Genomic DNA, 16,500 nt, shown 5'->3' with positions numbered 1-16,500 from the left:
CGGACCACCGTCACCTGACCACCTCCACGTCCCCACCCGCCCTGACCGGAAGGAGACGCGCCCCGGCGCGCACCATGTTCACGGACTCGACCGACCTCGTCACCACCCTGGCGATCGTCGCCCTCGTCATCGCGCTGTTCGCGGTGATCGTCTTCATCAGCAAGCGCATCCGCCGCGTCCCGCCGAACGAGGCCCTCGTCATCGTGGGCCGGGGCGCCGGCCGCAAGGAGGCCGCGGGCAGCGGCCAGAAGGTCGTCGTCGGCGGCCGGACGTTCGTGTGGCCGATCCTCCAGCAGGGCTTCTCGATCTCGCTCGAGCAGCGCCAGATCGGGATCACCGTCGAGGGCGTCGACAAGAACCGCATCAAGATCGCCATCAAGGCGTCGATCAACTTCAAGGTCCGCGGCGACGAGGAGGGCGTGCGTCGCGCCGCCCAGCGCTTCCTGTCCCAGCAGGGCACGCTCACGGAGATCATCAAGGAGTCGCTCGAGGGCTCGCTGCGCTCCATCGTCGGCGACATGACGATCGAGCAGATCATCTCCGACCGCAAGGGCCTGTCCGACCGCGTCGTGCAGTCGACGAAGGCCGACCTGTCCGAGCAGGGCCTGCAGGTCGACCTGCTCAACATCTCCGACATCTCGACGCCGGGCTCCGACTACCTCGCCAACCTGGGTCGTGCCGAGTCGGCGCGCGCCCGCCAGGTCGCCGAGGTCTCCGAGGCCGAGGCGCAGCGCGCGTCCGAGTTCGCCGTCATCGAGGCGGCCGAGCAGATCGCCGAGCGCCAGAAGGCGCTCGACCTCAAGCGCGCCGCGATCAAGGCCGACACCGACCGCGCGAACGCCGAGGCCGAGGCCGCCGGTCAGCTCGCGCGCGCGGAGCAGGACCGCCTCGTCGCGCAGCAGGAGCGCGAAGCGCTCGCCGAGCAGGCCCGCGTGACGCAGGAGCGCCTCGACATCGAGGTCCGCAAGCCGGCCGAGGCCAAGGCGTACGCCGAGGTCCAGGAGGCCAACGCTCGTCGTGACGCGGCGAACGCCGCGACCGAGGCGGACGCGTACAAGCGCACCGTCATCGCCGAGGCGAACAAGACGGCCGCGATCCAGGACGCCGAGGCGTCCGCGCAGGCCGTGCGCCGCGCCGGTGAGGCCGAGCGCGACCGTCAGGTCGCCCTCGCCGCCGGTATCAAGGCCGAGGGCGAGGCCCGCGCGGCCGCGATCGAGGCCGAGGGTCGCGCCGAGGCGGCGGCGACGGACGCCAAGGCCGACGCCCTGCAGAAGTACGGCGAGGCGGCGCTCGTGCAGGAGCTCATCGAGCGCCTGCCCGAGATCGTGCGCGCGGCCGCGGAGCCGATCGGCAAGATCCAGGGCATGACGGTCGTCTCGACCGACGGCGCGTCGTCGATCACGAAGAACGTCGCGTCCGTGCTCGGCGAGGGCCAGGAGGTCGTCAAGCAGCTCACGGGTGTCGACATCAACGCGCTCATCGCGGGCCTCGCGGGCGGGAAGCTGCCCGCGGGCGGCGCGCCCGCGGCGGCGGGCACCAACGGCACCAGCCACTGACCCGCTCCGCGTCGACGACGGGCCGTCCGGGACCTCCCGGGCGGCCCGTCGTGCGGTCGGCCCTCAGTCCTCGCCGGCGCAGGTGCCCGTCACGGTGAACGCCACGGGCTCGGTCTGGCCCTCCGCCGGCGCCCCCGTGCCGCGGATGTCGACCTCGCCCTCGTCGTCGACCGAGAACTGCGTGGTCGTGCCCTCGAACGTCGTGCCGCCGGTGACGGTCACCTGGCCCGCGCCGTCGGTGACCGTGACGCCGACCTCGTCCTCGCCCTGCGTGAACGTGGCCTGCAGGTCGGTGGCGTTCGTGCTGGCGCAGTTGTCCGACGGCCCGGTGATCTCGATGCTCCCGTCCTCCGTGCGGAACGTCAGCTCGCCGGGGCCGTCACCGCCGTCGTCGCCGGCCGTGTCGTCCGTCGTGTCGTCCGTGGTGTCGTCGTCCTCGGCCGCGGACGTCTGGCCGCCTGCGGGCGCCGACGGCTCGGGCAGGGTGGCCGAGCCGTCCGCCGCGTCGTCGCCGCAGCCGGCGAGCGCGAGGGCGAGGAGCAGCGCCGCGGCGGCGCCGAGGGGTCGGGTGCGGGTCACGGTGTGCCACCTTCGCTGGGTCGCCGGGCGCGGTCGTCGGGTCCTCCGTCCCCGCACCGTACGGAGCCCCTCGTGCGCACGCAGCCCGGGGGCCCGTCAGGTCCAGCCGAGACGGCCCATCGCGTCGAGCGCGAGCAGCACCCCGAGCACCCCGAGGACCCACCCGGTCATCTCCGCCGCGTTCTTCGTCAGCCACGCGTCGAGCCGTCGCAGCATGGGGTCGACGGCGCGCGCCGCGACGAGGCGGCCGAGCAGCAGCAGGAGCGCCGGCGCGACCATGACGACGCAGTACGCCGCGAGGATCCCCGCCGACGCCGGCCACGCGACGTCGGACGTCGTGATGATCCCGATCGCCCCGAGGTACGGCAGCATCGTCGCGACCTCGAGCGACGCCGCGCCCAGCGCGAGCCCCACGAGCGGCAGGACGGACGCGCGCCGTGCCGGGGCCACCACGGCGGTGCCCGCGGCGCCCGCGGTCGTCCCGGCGTCGGACTCGATGCCGAGCGCCCGCTCGCGCCACCGCGAGAGCCGGCCCTGGCCCTTGCCCGACCCCGCCCGGCGCGCGGCGCGCTTGCCGTCGAAGCGGAAGCTCAGCGCGAACAGCGCGATGCCGAGCAGGAGCTGCACGATCGTGGCCGCGCGCGTGTCGAGCGCCGCGCCGAAGCGGTCGAGGAACGCGCCGGCGCCGAGCATCACCACGACGCCGACGACGAGGTAGAAGCCTGCGACCGTCGCGAGGTACGCGAGCACCCGGCCGGCGCGCAGCCGCCCCGGGGCGAGCAGCAGCCACACCGGGACGAGCAGCGTGCCGAAGCTCGTGGAGTCGATCAGCGCCAGCACGACGAGCACGCCGGCCATCGCGGCGAGGCCCGCGCTGCCGTCGAAGCCGTCGAGAGGGAGGGGAAGGTCCATGTCCCCGAGCCTCGCGCGCGGCACGCGGGCGCGTCGTCGGGCGGACGACCGATCCCCGGCGGGCTGACGCGCCCCTGCGCGCCGCGCCGTACACCGTTCGACGGATCCGTGCCGCGGGCCGCTGTGCTGGGATGGGAGGGTGAGCGAACGGTCCGGCAGCGCGGTGGTCGGCGCCCTGCGGGGCGCGCTGCGCATCGAGGACCGTCGCAACGACCTCGTGACGGCGGTGCTGACGTTCGCGTTCGGCTGGCTCTGCATCGAGCTCGGCCTCGTGGACCTCGTGCCCGACGAGGCGCCGTTCCGCGTCCCGATGGCCGAGCCGTGGTGGCGTCTCGCGCTCCTCGCGGCCGGCTGCGCGCTCATCCTCGTCAAGCGCCGGCACCCGATGCTCGCGCTCGCGGGCGGCGTCGTCGTCATGCTCGTGGACCTCGCGTGGGGAGGCAGCCTCGCGCTCACGCTGGTGCTGTGGGACCTGCTCTACGCCGCCGCGCTGTGGGCCCGGCCCCGAGCACGTGCCTGGCTGTGGAGCATGGCGATCGGCGTGACAGTCCTCGGCGCCGTCGCGGCCGGCGAGGCGACGCGCGACGTGCGCGAGTTCGTCTTCATGGGCATGCAGCTCGGTGCGGTCCTGCTCGTCCCCCTGTGGTGGGCGACGAACGTGCGGCAGAAGAGCGAGCTCGCCGACCTCGAGCGCGACCGGGCCGACCTCGCCGCGCGCGACGCCGCGAGCGCCGCCCGGACGGCCGAGCTCGAGCGGCAGCGCGCGCTCGACCTCGAGCGACTCGCCGAGCTCGACCGGCACGAGGCCGTGCGCGCGGAACGCGCGGCGATGGCGCGCGACCTGCACGACGTGATCGCCTCGCACCTGTCGGCGATCGCGATCCACTCGGGCGCCGTGCTGCAGACCCCGCCCGACGCCGCCCGGGACCGCGCGGCGCTCGAGCAGGTGCGGTCGAGCGCGGTGGCGTCGCTCGAGGAGATGCGGTCGATGATCCTGCTGCTGCGAAGCGGCCCCGCCCGCGGCGAGCCGGGCACGGGACCGGTGACCTCGCCGGGCCGGCTCGCGGAGCTCGAGGTGCTCGTCGAGGCGGCGCGGTCGGCGGGCAGCGCGGTGGTGATCGACGACCCGGGCGACGTCGCGCACGCCCCGCTGCCCGCGGCCGCCGACCAGGCGCTGCACCGGATCGCGCAGGAGGCGCTGACGAACGCGCTCAAGCACGCACCGGGCGCACCGGTCGCCGTGCGGCTCGAGCGTGCTGGCGAGCACGTCGAGCTCACCGTGCACGACGACGGTGCCGCCTCTCCTTCCCCGCTCGCCGAGCCGGCGCTCAGCGCGGGCACGGGACTGCTGACGATGCGCGAGCGCGCGGAGGGCCTCGGCGGCACGCTCGAGGCCGGTCCCGCGCCGGGCGGCGGGTGGACGGTCAGCGCGCGGGTGCCCGCGCCCGCGGTCGTGCCGGACGCCGCCGGTGCCCGCGCGACGGGGGACGCGTCGTGACCGGGCGGACCGTGCGCGTCCTGCTCGCCGACGACCACGCCGCGATCCGGGCGGGGCTGCGCCTGCTGCTCGACGCCGCCGACGACGTCGAGGTGGTCGGCGAAGCCGCGGACGGCACCGCGGCGGTCACGAACGCGCGGGCGCTGCGCCCCGACGTCGTGCTCATGGACCTGCGCATGCCGGGCGTGGACGGCATCGAGGCGACCCGGACCATCACGGCCGAGGGCCTCGCCGACGTGCTCGTCCTCACGACGTTCGACCTCGACGAGTACGTCGACGGGGCGCTGCGCGCCGGGGCGGCCGGCTTCCTGCTCAAGTCGGCCGAGCCCGCGGCCCTCCTCGACGCCGTGCGCCGCGTCGCGGACGGCGACGGCGTGCTCGCACCCGAGGTCACGCGCCGCCTGCTCGCGGCGTTCGCGCGGGGCGGCGACGGCGTCCCGCGTCCGGGCGGGCCGGCGTCGGGCGATCCCGGAGCGGGGTCGGCCGGGCCGACCGGGCCAGGTGAGGGCGCGGCCGGGACGCCGTCATCCGCGGCAGCCGACCCCCGCCTCGCCGAGCTCACGCCGCGGGAGGTCGACGTGCTCGCCGCGCTGGGGCGAGGGCTGTCGAACCAGGGCATCGCGACGGAGCTGTTCATCACCGAGGCGACGGCCAAGACCCACGTGTCCCGCGTGCTCGCCAAGCTCGGCGTCGCCACGCGGATGCAGGCCGCGATCGTCGCGCGGGACACGGGCCTCGCCTGACCGTCGGCGGGTGAACCGGCCGCGCTCGTGATGGAGTGTCCTCCGTGACGCCGAGCAGTCCCGACCCGTGGTCCGTGCAGGAGTCCGACCTCGACATCGCGCCCGGGGCGGTCGCCTCGGTGCTCGCGCTGGCGAACGGCTTCGTCGGGGTGCGCGGGGTCCTCGACGAGCCCGGCCACGACGACGCGCCGGCGACGCTCGTCGCGCCGGTGTTCGAGGAGTACGACCACACCTACGCGGAGGGCGGCTACGCCTACCCGGACGTCGAGGAGCGCCTCGTCCCCGTCGTCGACGCCTGGCGCCTCGGCTGCACGGTCGACGGCGAGCCCGTCGACCTCTCGACCGGGACGGTCCACGAGCACCGCCGCGTCCTCGACCTGCGGCACGGCGTCCTCGACCGCGAGGTGCGCTGGACGGCGCCCTCGGGCGCGACCGTGCACCTGACGAGCCGGCGCCTCGTGTCGCTCGTGCGGCGCGAGATCGTCGCGACGTGGTGGCAGGTGCGCGCCGAGGACGACGTCACGGTGACCGTCCGGCCCGCCCCGGACTGCCCGCACGCCGGCACGGGTCCCGCGGGCGACGAGCCGGGCCTCGTTACGACCGCGTGCCGGCACGACGCCCAGGGCACCTCGGTCCACCAGCGCGCCGTGCGCTCGGGCCGCGCCGTCGCGGTCGAGACGGCGCACGTCGTCGAGTGCTCGGACGGCGTCTCGCCGACCTGGGACGGCGCGCCGCACGCCGCCCTCACCGCTCGCCTGGGCGCTGGCGAGCGGGTGCGCGTGCTCGTCCTCGCGGCGCACGCCGCCGGCGTCGACTCCCCGTCGCTCGCCGCACGGGCGCACGAGGCGCTCGCGTCCGCCGGGCGCGCCGGGTGGGACGAGCTCCAGCGCGAGCAGCGGCAGCTCCTCGCCGAGGTGTGGGAGCGCGGGGACGTCCGCGTCGAGGGCGACGACGAGATGCAGCAGGCGCTGCGCCACGCGCTCTTCTCCGTGGTGCAGGCCTCGGCGCAGGTCGAGGAGGTCGGGATCCGGGCCAAGGGGATGACGGGGACCGGGTACGCGGGCCACGGCTTCTGGGACTCCGAGTGCTTCGTGCTGCCCGTGCTCGACCACGTGCTGCCGGCTGCGGCAGCCGACCACCTGCGCTGGCGCCACCGCACCCTGCCGGAGGCGCGGGACCGCGCCGCCGAGCTCGGCCTGCCGGGCGTGACCTTCCCCTGGCGGACGATCAGCGGGCGCGAGAGCTCTGGCTACTGGCCCGCCGGCACCGCGGCGTTCCACATCAACGCGGACATCGCGTGCGCCGCCGTCCGGCACGCCGTGGTGACCGAGGACGTGGCGTTCGAGCGCGACGTGGCCGTCGACCTCGTCGTCGAGACGGCCCGCCTGTGGGCGGGCCGCGGGCACCACACGGCCGACGGGTTCCGCATCGACGGCGTCACCGGGCCGGACGAGTACACCGCCCTCGTCGACAACAACGCGTACACGAACCTCATGGCGCAGGCGAACCTCCGCTACGCGGACGCGCTGTGCGGGCGTCACCCCGAGGAGGCGGAGCGCCTCGGCGTCACCTCCGGCGAGCGCGACGCGTGGCTGCGCGCGGCCGACCGGATGGTCGTGCCGTACAACGCCGACCTGCAGGTCACGGAGCAGTCCCAGGACTTCACGCGCCACGCGCCGTGGCACTTCGAGCCGCGCGTCACCGCCCGGTTCCCGCTGGACGACCACGTCCCCTACGTCGAGCTCTACCGCCACCAGGTGGTCAAGCAGGCCGACCTCGTGCTCGCCCTCCACACGGCCGCCGACTCCTTCTCGCTCGAGCAGAAGCTGCGCGACTTCGACTACTACGAGCCGCTGACCGTGCGCGACTCGTCGCTGTCCGCGCCCGCCCAGGCGGTCGTCGCGGCCGAGGTGGGCTACACCGACCTCGCGTACGACTACGCGCGCGAGTGCGCCCTGCTCGACCTCTGCGACCTGCGCGCGTCGACCGACGGCGGCCTGCACGTCGCGTCGCTCGCGGGCGCGTGGACGGCGCTCGTCGCCGGGATGGGCGGGCTGCGCCACGGGGACGACGGCCTGCTGCACCTCGCGCCCCGGCTCCCGTCCCGCCTGCAGCGCCTCGCGTTCGCCGTCCGGCAGGGCGACGCCCGCGTGACGGTCGACGTGCGGGGGCAGGTCGCGACCTACCGGCTCGTCGCCGGGGACGAGGCGCGGCTCACGCACCACGGAGAGAAGATCCACCTCACGACGGCGGCGCCCGAGCAGCGCGGGCACGTGCCGCCCGCGGTCCCGCGCACTCCCCCGACGCAGCCTCCGGGCCGGTCGCCGCTGTTCGCGGCGTCGTAGACGCGCCCGAGACGTCGGGGGTCAGACGAGCGGCGCCAGGCCGGGGCTGCGCACGACCCGTGCGGCGTGCGCGGCACCCGCCCGCATCGCCGCCGTGACCGGCTCGCCGCGCAGGTGCGCGTCGAGGAGACCCGCGAAGAAGGCGTCGCCCGCGCCGTTGGTGTCCACGACGTCGTCGACCGTCTCGGCGGGCACCTCGACGAACCCGTCGGCCGTGAGCGCCGTCGCGCCGCGCGCACCGTGGGTGCAGACGACGAGCCGCGCCCCGGCGTCGCGGCGCGCGGCCATGAACGCGCGGTGGTCGGGCAGGCGGTCGGAGCTGAGGAACACGTGCGTCCCGGCCTCGACCCACGGCTGGTGGAACGCCGTCGTGCCGTCGTAGTCGTGCAGGTCGACCCAGACGTCGAGACCGCGGCCCGACGCCTCCGCGAGCACCGGGAGGGCCGGCACGGCGAGGTCCACGACGACGACGCGCGCCGCGGCGAGGGCGGCCGTCGTCGCCGCCCACGTCGGGCCGCCCGCCGCCACCTCGCCCGGCGCACGGAGGTAGACCGACAGCCGCCCGCCGTCGGCGTCCATGAGGTTGAGGTGGCTCTCCGTCCGGCCGTCCGGCGAGGGCTCGGCGAGCACCCGCACGCCGCCCGCCTCGAGCGTCGAGCGCACGCGGTCGCCCTCGTCGTCGTCGCCGAGCACGGTGCGCAGCGTGACCGCGCGTCCGAGCGCCGCGAGGTTGAGCGCCTTGCCCGCGGAGGTGCCGCCGACGGTGTCGTAGGAGCCGCGGGCGAGCACCGTGTGCGGCGTCGGCTGCGGGAGCGCGTCCAGGTGCACGACGCGGTTCCACGACGCGGGGCCGGCCACGAGGACGTCTGTCGAGGTCACGCGCTCACCCTAGGGACTCCCGGCTGCCGCGAGCGATGCGTCCGAGCGCGAGAGACGCGTCCAGGAACGCATCTGCCGAGCGGTAGCGCAGCGTTCGGCGGGCGGGACGGTCACGGCTCGGGGTGCAGGGCGTCGTAGCGCCAGAAGCGCCGCTGCGCGCGCAGGACCAGCCACAGGACGACGACGCACGCCACGCCGCCCGCGACGGCGGCCCACGCCTCGCCGACCCAGGTCGCCTGCGCGCCGAGCACGAGCTCGCCGAGCCGCGGGCCGCCCGCGACGACGACGATGAAGACGCCCTGAAGGCGCCCGCGCATGTCGTCGGGGGTCGCGGTCTGCAGGATCGTCTGCCGGAAGACGGCGCTCACCGCGTCGGCCGCGCCGGCCAGCGCGAGCGCGACGCACGCCGCGACGACCCCTCCCACGAGCACCGTCGTGGGCTCCGTCGGCCCGACGGCCAGCAGCACGAGCCCGAGCAGGACGATGCTCAGCCCGTACGCGGTGATCGCCCACACGATGACGCGGCCCTGCCACCGCACGCGCGAGAGCCCGCCGGAGAACACGCCCGCGAGCACGGCGCCGACCGCGAACGCGGCGGTGAGCACGCCCGTCGTCGCCTCCCCGCCGCCGAGCCACACGACGCCCGCGGCCGGCAGCAGCACGCGCGGAGACGCGAGGACCATCGCGGCGAGGTCGACGAGGAACGTCGTGCGGACGTTCGGCTGCGTGGCGAGGTAGCGCAGCCCGTCCACCACCGACCGCCAGCCGACCACCCGGCCGCGCCGTCGTCGTCGGGCACCGGAGCTGTCCGCACCAGGACCGACCGGGGCGACCTGCACCCCGGACACGTCGTCCGCGCCGAGCGCCGTGCCGGGCTCGGACGCGGGCGGCGCGACCTCCGGCGCCGGCAGGGGCGGGATGTCGGGCAGGCGCCACACCGCCCACAGCGCGGCCGTGAACAGCACCGCGTCGATGGTGTACGCGACCTGGTAGCCCCACAGCGCGACGAGGAACGCCCCGCCGAGCGGCCCGACGGTGAGCGCGACGTTCCACGCGAGGGTCTGCAGAGCGTTCGCGGCGGGCAGCAGCCGCGGCTCGACGAGGCGCGGGATGATCGCGGACCGCGCCGGGTTGTTGATCGCGAACGCCGCGGACTGCAGCGCGACGAGCGCGTAGAGGACGCCCACCGAGTCGAGGTGGAGCCACGCCTGCACCGCGATCAGGGTGGTGATCACCCACAGCGCGGTCGACGCGGCGAGGGCGACCTTGCGGCGGTCGTAGGCGTCGACGAGCGCGCCGCCGTAGAGCCCGAGCACGACGAGGGGCACGAGCGCGCAGACGCCCAGGACGCCGACCGCGAGGGACGACCCCGTGAGGGCGTACACCTGCAGGCCCACGGCGACGACGGTGAGCTGCGACCCGAGGTTCGAGATCCCCAGCCCCCACCACAGGCGGCGGAACGGCGGGGAGGTGCGCAGCGGCGTCGTGTCGGCGAGAAGACCGTTGACCCGGGCCACGATCGACGAGCCTACGTCACGTCGTGTACCCGCGGCCGACGACCGCCGCAAGCCGGCACGCCATCCCTTGACTTCTGCATGCCACCCACGAAAAGTAGGCGGTGGCCGCCGCGGGACGACGCGGTGCGCGCACGACGCTCTCAGGACTCACCGGCGAGACGAGGAGACGCAGGCATGGATTTGTTCAACGGGAAGACGTTCCACCGGGCGGCGGCGGGTCTCGTGACCCTCCCGCTCGCGGCGTCGGGGTTCGCGCTCGCCCCCGCGGCCGCGGCCGCCGAGGACGGCGAGGAGTACAAGATCCTCGTCGTCGGCGAGACCCTCGGGTTCCGCCACTCCCACATCGACGACACGACCCGCGCGCTCATCGCCCTCGGCGAGGAGAACGGCTTCACCGTGGACGTGTGGGACCCGCCGAACGACTCGGGCGGCTGGTGGGGTCCCGGGTCGCCCGGCCAGCCGGACCTCACGCTCGACAGCTCGCCCTTCACGAGCACCGAGGACCTCCAGCAGTACGCGACGATCGTCTTCGCGTCGCCGGTGGACAACACCAACGACCTGAACCCCGACAAGCCGCGCCTGCTCGACGACGCCGAGCTCGCCGCGTTCCAGGGGTACATCCGTGCGGGCGGCGGCTTCGTCGGTCTGCACGCCGCGACGGACACGATGCACACCGTGCCCTGGTACAGCGAGCTCACCGGCGGCGGCGCGCGGTTCGTCAGCCACCCGCAGCAGCAGACGGCGACCATGCGGGTCGAGAGCCCGGCGCACCCGTCGACCGAGCACCTCCCGGCCGCCTGGGAGCGGTTCGACGAGTGGTACAACTACACGACCAACCCGCGCGAGGACGTGCACGTCCTCATCACGCTCGACGAGTCGACGTACGACCCGGGCGACAACGCCATGGGTGAGGACCACCCGATCGCGTGGTGCCACAACTTCGAGGGCGGCCGCTCCTGGTACGAGGGCGCCGGCCACACCGACGCATCATGGACCGACCCGCTGTTCCTCGAGCACGTGCTCAAGGGCGTCGAGTGGACCGCCGGCCTCGTCGAGGGCGGCGGCAACTGCGTGACGTTCGGCGAGGTCGACGAGATCGTCGCGGACCTCGACACGACGGCCCTGGGCGACCGCGTCATCGCCGGCTCCATCTCGGCGCTGCTCGACAGCGCCCAGGAGGCGGCCGACGCGGACGACCACGAGACCGCCGTTCAGGTCCTCGGCGGCGCGCGCGCCCTCGTCGACCACCTGTCGGAGGCGGCGGGCGACCGGGCCCTGCTCGGGACGAAGATCGACGACCTCGTCGACTGGCAGTCGGCGCTGCCCGGCGAGGGCGACGTCGACCTCGCGTTCTCGGCCGAGGCCGAGCTGCGCGCCCTCGGCAGCAAGGACTACGTCGCGGTCCGCGTCCTCAACGAGGAGGACACCCCGGTCGACATCACGCTCGCCACGGCGTACGGCACGCGCACGTTCGAGGACGTCGCACCCGGGCGGTCGGCGTACCACGCGTTCGCGTCGCGGGTCGCGCAGGCCCCGGCGGGTGAGGTCGAGGTGACGCTCTCGGCCGAGCGTGACGGCACCGAGGTGTTCGAGCACGCCACGGTCGCCTACCTCGGCTCCGACTGACGTCCGACGGAGGCCGGGCTCGCTTGTCCGACGAGCGAGCCCGGCCCTCGTCGTCACCAGGCGTCGGCGTGGCGGTGCACCGGCCCCGGCGGGGGCTCGTAGGGCGGGTGCGGTCCCGGCGTCAGGTACGTGCGCGCGTAGAACAGCGACGCCGCGAGGTCCGCGCGCCGCTCGGCGGCCGTCCGGGCGCGGCGGGTCGCGATCTCGACGACGACGTCGCCCGACCACCCGCGCCGCACCAGCTCGGTGAGCACCTTGTCGCACGGCTGGTCGCCGCGCCCGGGGACGAGGTGCTCGTCCTTGTTCGACGACGAGCCGTCGGCGAGGTGCACGTGCGCCAGCCGGCCGTCGAACACGTCGAGGAGCATGAGCGCGTCCTGCTGGGCGACGGCCGCGTGCGACAGGTCGAGCGTGACGTGGTCGTACCCGTGCTCCGACGGGTCCCAGCCCGGCAGGTAGGCCTGCATCTCGCGCTTGCGGCCGCGCCACGGGTACATGTTCTCGACGGCGATGGTCACGCCCTCGGTCTCGTCGAGCTCGCGCACGAGGTCCTCGAACTCGCGCGCGTACCGGTACTGCCACCGGAACGGCGGGTGCACGACGACGGTGCTCGCCCCGACCTCCTGCGCGAGCTCGACGCTGCGGCGGAGCTTGGGCCCCGGCGCCCGCCCCCACACGCGCTGGCTCACGAGGAGCGTCGGCGCGTGGATGCTGCGGATCGGCATCTCGTGGTCGCGGGCGAGCCGGCGGAGGGCGGCGGCGTCCTGCGTGACCTCGTCCGACCAGACCATGACCTCCACGCCGTCGTAGCCGAGGTCGGCGGCGGCCTGGAACGCGTAGCCCGCGCGCCGCGGGTACACGCTGGCGGTGGACAGGGTCACGTGGATGCGTGGCTCCCCCGGGCCGGAGGGAGGACGCGGGGTCGTCGCGTCTGACATGTCGGTCACCCTAGACCCGGCACCGGGGCCTCACACCCAGCGCTGACAGCAGGCCCCGGCCGTGCGACACTCAGCCCCGCAGCGGCAGCGTGAGCACGGGCGCGTCCCCCGGCTCGGCGCCGACGACCCGCACCGGCACGCCCCAGTCCTGCTGCGCGAGGTGGCACGCGGGGAACACGTCCGGGCCGGGCTCGCCGTCCGGGCCGAGCGGCACGACGTCGCACGACGCCGCCCGCGCGGTCACGTGCAGCACGCCCTCGGCCACGTCCGGGTTGATCACGAGGTCGCGCGCGAGGTCCGTCCCGGTGCCGTCGCCGGACAGCAGCAGCTCGGGCGGCGTCGCGCTCACCCGCAGCTCCGTGGAGGGCCCGAACCGGTCGTCGAGCTTCTGCCCCGGCGCGGGCACGAACGGCACGTCGAGCCGCAGCGGCCCGGCCGCGACGTCGGTGGCGGGCCGCTGCGTGCGGTGCGCGCCGCCGTCGAGCACCTCGCCCGCGAGGCCGGCGGGCAGCGCGACGCGCGTGAGCCGGTGCGCCGCGGACTCGACGACGAGCAGGTGCACCTGCGGCGACCCGTCCGGCGTCTCACCGACCTGCACGACGACGTCGCTCGGCTCCGCGAGGCCCGTCGCCAGGGTCGTGACCTGGCCCGCGAGCCGCGTCCCGGCCGCCCCGTCGCCGACGTCCGCACCGGGCGCCGCGTCGTCGAGCACGACCCGCCGGACCGCCCCGTCGTACGTGTCGGCGACGACGACGCTCCCGTCGGGCAGCACCGCGACCCCGAGCGGGTGCTGGAGCAGCGCCTGGTCGGTCGCCCCGTCCCGGTGCCCGAAGTCGAACAGCCCCTGCCCGACGGCGGTCCGCACGTGGACCCCCATGCCGTTCACGGGCTCGACCCGCCGCAGCGCGGACGTCTCGGAGTCGGCCACCCAGATCGCGCCGTCGTCACCGACGGCGAGCCCGGACGGCTGCGCGAACCACGCCGACTCCCCCGGCCCGTCCTCGAGCCCTTCGTTCATCGTCCCGGCAAGGAGGCGCAGCGACCCCTCCTTGTCGTCGAACGCCCACAACGTGTGGTTCCCGGCCATCGCCACGACGAACGCCGCGAGCTCCTGCGACCACGCAACGTCCCACGGCGACGACAGCCTGACGTTCAGCGGCGGAAGCTGGGAGCCCGGGGTGAACGGCCCGACCGTGCCGTCCGCGTCGAGCACGGCGTTCTCCACACCGCCCACCATGTACTGCTGCCCGTTCCCGGCGACGGTCGTCACGACGCCGTCCGACAACCGCACGCCCCGCAGCGCGTGGTTCACCGTGTCGGCGACGAGGACGTCGTACTCCAGCCACGGCCGCAGCTCGTCGGGCACGAGGCACAGCCCGTTGGGCTCGCTGAACCGGGCGTCGTCGGGCCCGCCGTCGACGAGGCCGCGCTCGCCGGTGCCGATGCGCCGGACGAGGGTCTCGGCGTCGGGCGCGAGCTCGGCGAGGGAGTGGTGGCCGGCGTCGGCGACGAGGAGGTTCCCGCTCGGCAGCGTGACGGCCTTCGCGGGGAAGCGGAGCGTGCCGGACGTCGGGGCGGGCGGCACGTACGGGCCGTCACCGCGGTGCAGGGTCCCCTTGGCGTCGTGCTCGGCGACGAGCCCGTCGACCAGCGCCGCGATGGCGGACGCATGCCCCTCGCCGGCCATCTGCGCGACGACGTACCCCTCGGGGTCGACGACGACGAGCGTGGGCCAGGCGCGCGCGGCGTACGCGGACCAGGTGACGAGCTCGGGGTCGTCGAGGACGGGGTGGTGGACCTCGTACCGCTCGACGGCGGCCGCGAGGGCGACGGGGTCGGCCTCGTGCTCGAACTTCGGCGAGTGCACGCCGACGATGACGAGCTCGTCGCGGTGCGCCTCCTCGAGCTCGCGCAGCTCGTCGAGCACGTGGAGGCAGTTGATGCAGCAGAAGGTCCAGAAGTCGAGGACGACGACTTTGCCCCGCAGGTCGGCGAGCGTCAGGTCGCGGCCACCGGTGTTGAGCCAGCCGCGGCCGACGAGCTCGGACGCGCGGACGCGGGGCAGGCGGGACACGGTCGGCGAGGCAGGGGTCGTCACGCGACCATTGTGCGGCTCCGGGACCTCAGCGCGTGCCGCCGACGTCCCTGTCGTCGGGGTAGAGCATGGCCTTGAGGAGCGTCTCGGCCACCTCGCGCCGGCTGACGTCGCGCTTGCGCGAGGCGGTCTCGAGGATGCGCCGGGCCTCCTCCTCGGTGCACCGGTTCGACTGCATCAGGGCGCCGATCGCCCGCTCCTCCGCGACGGTGTCGGACATCCGCCGATAGAGGTCGGCGGCGGAGTCCTCGAGCTCGGCGACCTCGAGGCGCAGCCCGATGGCCGAGGCGATGAGCTGGACGTACGAGTCGGTGGCGGTGAGCAGCTTCGCGTCCCACGGGTCGCCCTCGCGCGCGTAGAGGTTGAGCGCGACCGCGACGCCGGGGGCGACGTGCGCCGGCACGGCGATCGAGGAGCTGTAGCCCTCCTCGACCACCTGCTTCGTCCAGGGCTGCCAGCGGGTCTCGACCGAGATGTCGGGCACGACCTGAACCTGGAGCACCTTCATCGCGTGGACGCACGGCCCGTCGTCGGCGAGCGCCTCGACGCGATCGCAGCGCGCGGCGGCGTCGGAGCTGCTCCCCGCGCGCACGACGGCGCCGTGGTGCGACACCGAGACGCTCGCCTCGAGCCCGGCGCCGAGCACCGCGGCGACACGGGTCGCGAACTCGGCGGGGTACCGCGAGAACTCCATGGTGCCTCCTGTCCGACGTGGTCTCAGGAGGACGCTGTCACGACTCCGACGACACGCACCTCGACGTCGACGCCGTCGACGGTCGCGGGCACGGGCACGTCCGCGGACGCGACGTTGACGCGCAGCACCCAGTCCTCCTGCGCGGACGTGTCGGGCCCGGGCGTCGCGCGCCCCGCGGGGCGGGTGCGGGCGAGGCCGATGCCGGTCACGCCGGTGCGGCCGGCGATCTCGCGGCGCAGCACGGTCTTGGCCTCGCGTGCACGGTCGAGGGTCGCCACGACGCACCACCTCCTGAGGTCGACGTGCGTTCGCAGCCATTGTGCGCCCGATCGTGGTCGGGCGGCAGGTCGACGGCGGCCGGGTGACTGTCGCGCTCAGCCGAGGAGGGTCGCGCCGAGCCGGTCGAGCACCGTGCCGACGGGGTTGCAGTACGTGAGCCCGGTGCCGTTCGTGCCGCCGGTCTCCGAGCCGGCGAACAGCAGGCCGAGCGCGACGCCGTCCTCCCGGTAGACGAGGGAGCCGGAGTCGCCGCCGCGCGAGAACGGTCCGGTGCCGGTGGACTCGATCTCGATCTGGTCGTCGAAGCGCAGCGCGCCGAGCTGGTCGCCGTACCCGACGACGACGTCGTCGAGCTCGATGGCCGTGACGCGCCCCGCGGTGACGCCGGTCGTGCGGCCGGTCTTGCCGACGGCCTCGCCGCCCAGCGCGACGGCGGTGGTCGTCACGCGGCCCACCGGGTACGTCGGGTCGACGTCGGGGTCGTCGAGCAGCGCGAGCGCGGCGTCGACGGCCTGGGTCGTGCCCGCCTCGAGCGGCACGAGCCCGGCGAGGGTGCCGACGCGGTCGTCGGGCTCGCGGCCGCCGTCGGCCGCACCGGGCTGCACGACGACGTCCCCCGCCGCGGCGGTGGGCGACCCCGCCAGGACGTGCCAGTTCGACAGCGCGTACACCGCGCCGGTGGTCCCGTTGCCGCCGGAGGACCGCACGAACGCGCCGAGCGTCCCGGCGGAGACGTCGACGTGCGCGATCGACACGCCGGGGCGCAGCGGCCGCACGCGCCCCGTCTCGCCCGCGGCCTGCGCTGTGACGACGGGCGGGCGGACGCCGGGCGCGTCGAC

The 16,500-nt window shown here is 75.2% G+C and carries 14 protein-coding genes; 5 read left to right on the top strand and 9 right to left on the bottom strand.

The annotated features are described in order from the left end of the window. Positions 1-74 precede the first annotated feature (74 nt). The gene (locus JZ5iCDA_RS04365) at positions 75-1,556 is read left to right on the top strand and encodes a flotillin family protein (protein WP_069386041.1); all 1,482 of its coding nucleotides are present in this window, start codon (positions 75-77) and stop codon (positions 1,554-1,556) included. Positions 1,557-1,619: 63 nt separating this feature from the next. Here JZ5iCDA_RS04365 and JZ5iCDA_RS04360 read toward each other — a convergent pair whose 3' ends face one another. Together JZ5iCDA_RS04360 and JZ5iCDA_RS04355 are read right to left on the bottom strand one after the other, a co-directional pair. Next, positions 1,620-2,135 carry a hypothetical protein gene (locus JZ5iCDA_RS04360; protein WP_069386040.1) on the bottom strand — a complete coding sequence of 172 codons (516 nt, stop codon included), beginning with the start codon at positions 2,133-2,135 and terminating at the stop codon, positions 1,620-1,622. A 96-nt stretch (positions 2,136-2,231) separates the two neighbouring features. Then, positions 2,232-3,047 (bottom strand): GAP family protein, encoded by an 816-nt coding sequence (locus JZ5iCDA_RS04355; RefSeq protein ID WP_069386039.1) that lies wholly within the window; start codon positions 3,045-3,047, stop codon positions 2,232-2,234. 139 nt (positions 3,048-3,186) lie between these two features. On the opposite strand from JZ5iCDA_RS04355, the gene JZ5iCDA_RS04350 reads away from it, so the two are divergent. Genes JZ5iCDA_RS04350 through JZ5iCDA_RS04340 form a run of 3 tightly spaced genes read left to right on the top strand, consistent with a single transcriptional unit; the run spans position 3,187 to position 7,633 of the window. After that, positions 3,187-4,545 carry a sensor histidine kinase gene (locus JZ5iCDA_RS04350; protein WP_139122949.1) on the top strand — a complete coding sequence of 453 codons (1,359 nt, stop codon included), beginning with the start codon at positions 3,187-3,189 and terminating at the stop codon, positions 4,543-4,545. Continuing rightward, positions 4,542-5,288, top strand: coding sequence for a response regulator (locus tag JZ5iCDA_RS04345; protein ID WP_069386052.1), 747 nt, complete (start codon positions 4,542-4,544; stop codon positions 5,286-5,288). The genes JZ5iCDA_RS04350 and JZ5iCDA_RS04345 overlap by 4 nt, the downstream gene beginning before the upstream one ends. A 44-nt stretch (positions 5,289-5,332) precedes the next feature. Then, entirely contained in the window at positions 5,333-7,633 is a 2,301-nt protein-coding gene (locus tag JZ5iCDA_RS04340; protein WP_171905293.1) for a glycoside hydrolase family 65 protein, read from the top strand. A 21-nt stretch (positions 7,634-7,654) separates the two neighbouring features. Here JZ5iCDA_RS04340 and JZ5iCDA_RS04335 read toward each other — a convergent pair whose 3' ends face one another. Then, on the bottom strand, positions 7,655-8,512 hold the full coding sequence (locus tag JZ5iCDA_RS04335; RefSeq protein WP_069386036.1) for a carbohydrate kinase family protein: 858 nt from the start codon (positions 8,510-8,512) through the stop codon (positions 7,655-7,657). Between the two features lie 110 nt (positions 8,513-8,622). Next, on the bottom strand, positions 8,623-10,029 hold the full coding sequence (locus JZ5iCDA_RS04330) for an MFS transporter (RefSeq protein ID WP_069386035.1): 1,407 nt from the start codon (positions 10,027-10,029) through the stop codon (positions 8,623-8,625). A gap of 174 nt (positions 10,030-10,203) precedes the next feature. Between JZ5iCDA_RS04330 and JZ5iCDA_RS04325 the strand changes: the two genes are divergently transcribed. Beyond that, the gene (locus tag JZ5iCDA_RS04325; protein ID WP_171905292.1) at positions 10,204-11,655 is read left to right on the top strand and encodes a ThuA domain-containing protein; all 1,452 of its coding nucleotides are present in this window, start codon (positions 10,204-10,206) and stop codon (positions 11,653-11,655) included. A gap of 53 nt (positions 11,656-11,708) precedes the next feature. Here the strand turns inward: JZ5iCDA_RS04325 and JZ5iCDA_RS04320 are convergent, their stop codons facing one another. The 5 genes from JZ5iCDA_RS04320 to JZ5iCDA_RS04300 form a co-directional block, all read right to left on the bottom strand. After that, positions 11,709-12,593 (bottom strand): sugar phosphate isomerase/epimerase family protein, encoded by an 885-nt coding sequence (locus JZ5iCDA_RS04320; RefSeq protein WP_069386033.1) that lies wholly within the window; start codon positions 12,591-12,593, stop codon positions 11,709-11,711. 70 nt (positions 12,594-12,663) lie between these two features. Further along, positions 12,664-14,691: an NHL domain-containing thioredoxin family protein gene (locus JZ5iCDA_RS04315; RefSeq protein WP_069386032.1), complete on the bottom strand. Its 2,028-nt coding sequence runs from the start codon at positions 14,689-14,691 to the stop codon at positions 12,664-12,666. A 25-nt stretch (positions 14,692-14,716) separates the two neighbouring features. Further along, positions 14,717-15,382 (bottom strand): ANTAR domain-containing protein, encoded by a 666-nt coding sequence (locus JZ5iCDA_RS04310; RefSeq protein ID WP_069386031.1) that lies wholly within the window; start codon positions 15,380-15,382, stop codon positions 14,717-14,719. A 23-nt stretch (positions 15,383-15,405) separates the two neighbouring features. Beyond that, positions 15,406-15,660 carry a hypothetical protein gene (locus JZ5iCDA_RS04305; RefSeq protein ID WP_069386030.1) on the bottom strand — a complete coding sequence of 85 codons (255 nt, stop codon included), beginning with the start codon at positions 15,658-15,660 and terminating at the stop codon, positions 15,406-15,408. Positions 15,661-15,756: 96 nt separating this feature from the next. After that, on the bottom strand, positions 15,757-16,500 hold a 744-nt coding region (locus JZ5iCDA_RS04300; RefSeq protein WP_069386029.1), incomplete at its 5' end, for a hypothetical protein.

It is taken from the genome of Cellulosimicrobium cellulans (assembly GCF_001722485.1).
GTDB classification, from domain to species: Bacteria; Actinomycetota; Actinomycetes; order Actinomycetales; family Cellulomonadaceae; genus Cellulosimicrobium; species Cellulosimicrobium cellulans_A.
This window is presented reverse-complemented; position numbering and strand designations above follow the sequence as displayed.

Coding starts and splice junctions, on each gene's coding strand:
- JZ5iCDA_RS04320 (WP_069386033.1), bottom strand. CDS start 12,593: ATGTCAGACGCGACGACCCCGCGTCCTCCCTCCGGCCCGGGGGAGCCA.
- JZ5iCDA_RS04365 (WP_069386041.1), top strand. CDS start 75: ATGTTCACGGACTCGACCGACCTCGTCACCACCCTGGCGATCGTCGCC.
- JZ5iCDA_RS04355 (WP_069386039.1), bottom strand. CDS start 3,047: ATGGACCTTCCCCTCCCTCTCGACGGCTTCGACGGCAGCGCGGGCCTC.
- JZ5iCDA_RS04310 (WP_069386031.1), bottom strand. CDS start 15,382: ATGGAGTTCTCGCGGTACCCCGCCGAGTTCGCGACCCGTGTCGCCGCG.
- JZ5iCDA_RS04325 (WP_171905292.1), top strand. CDS start 10,204: ATGGATTTGTTCAACGGGAAGACGTTCCACCGGGCGGCGGCGGGTCTC.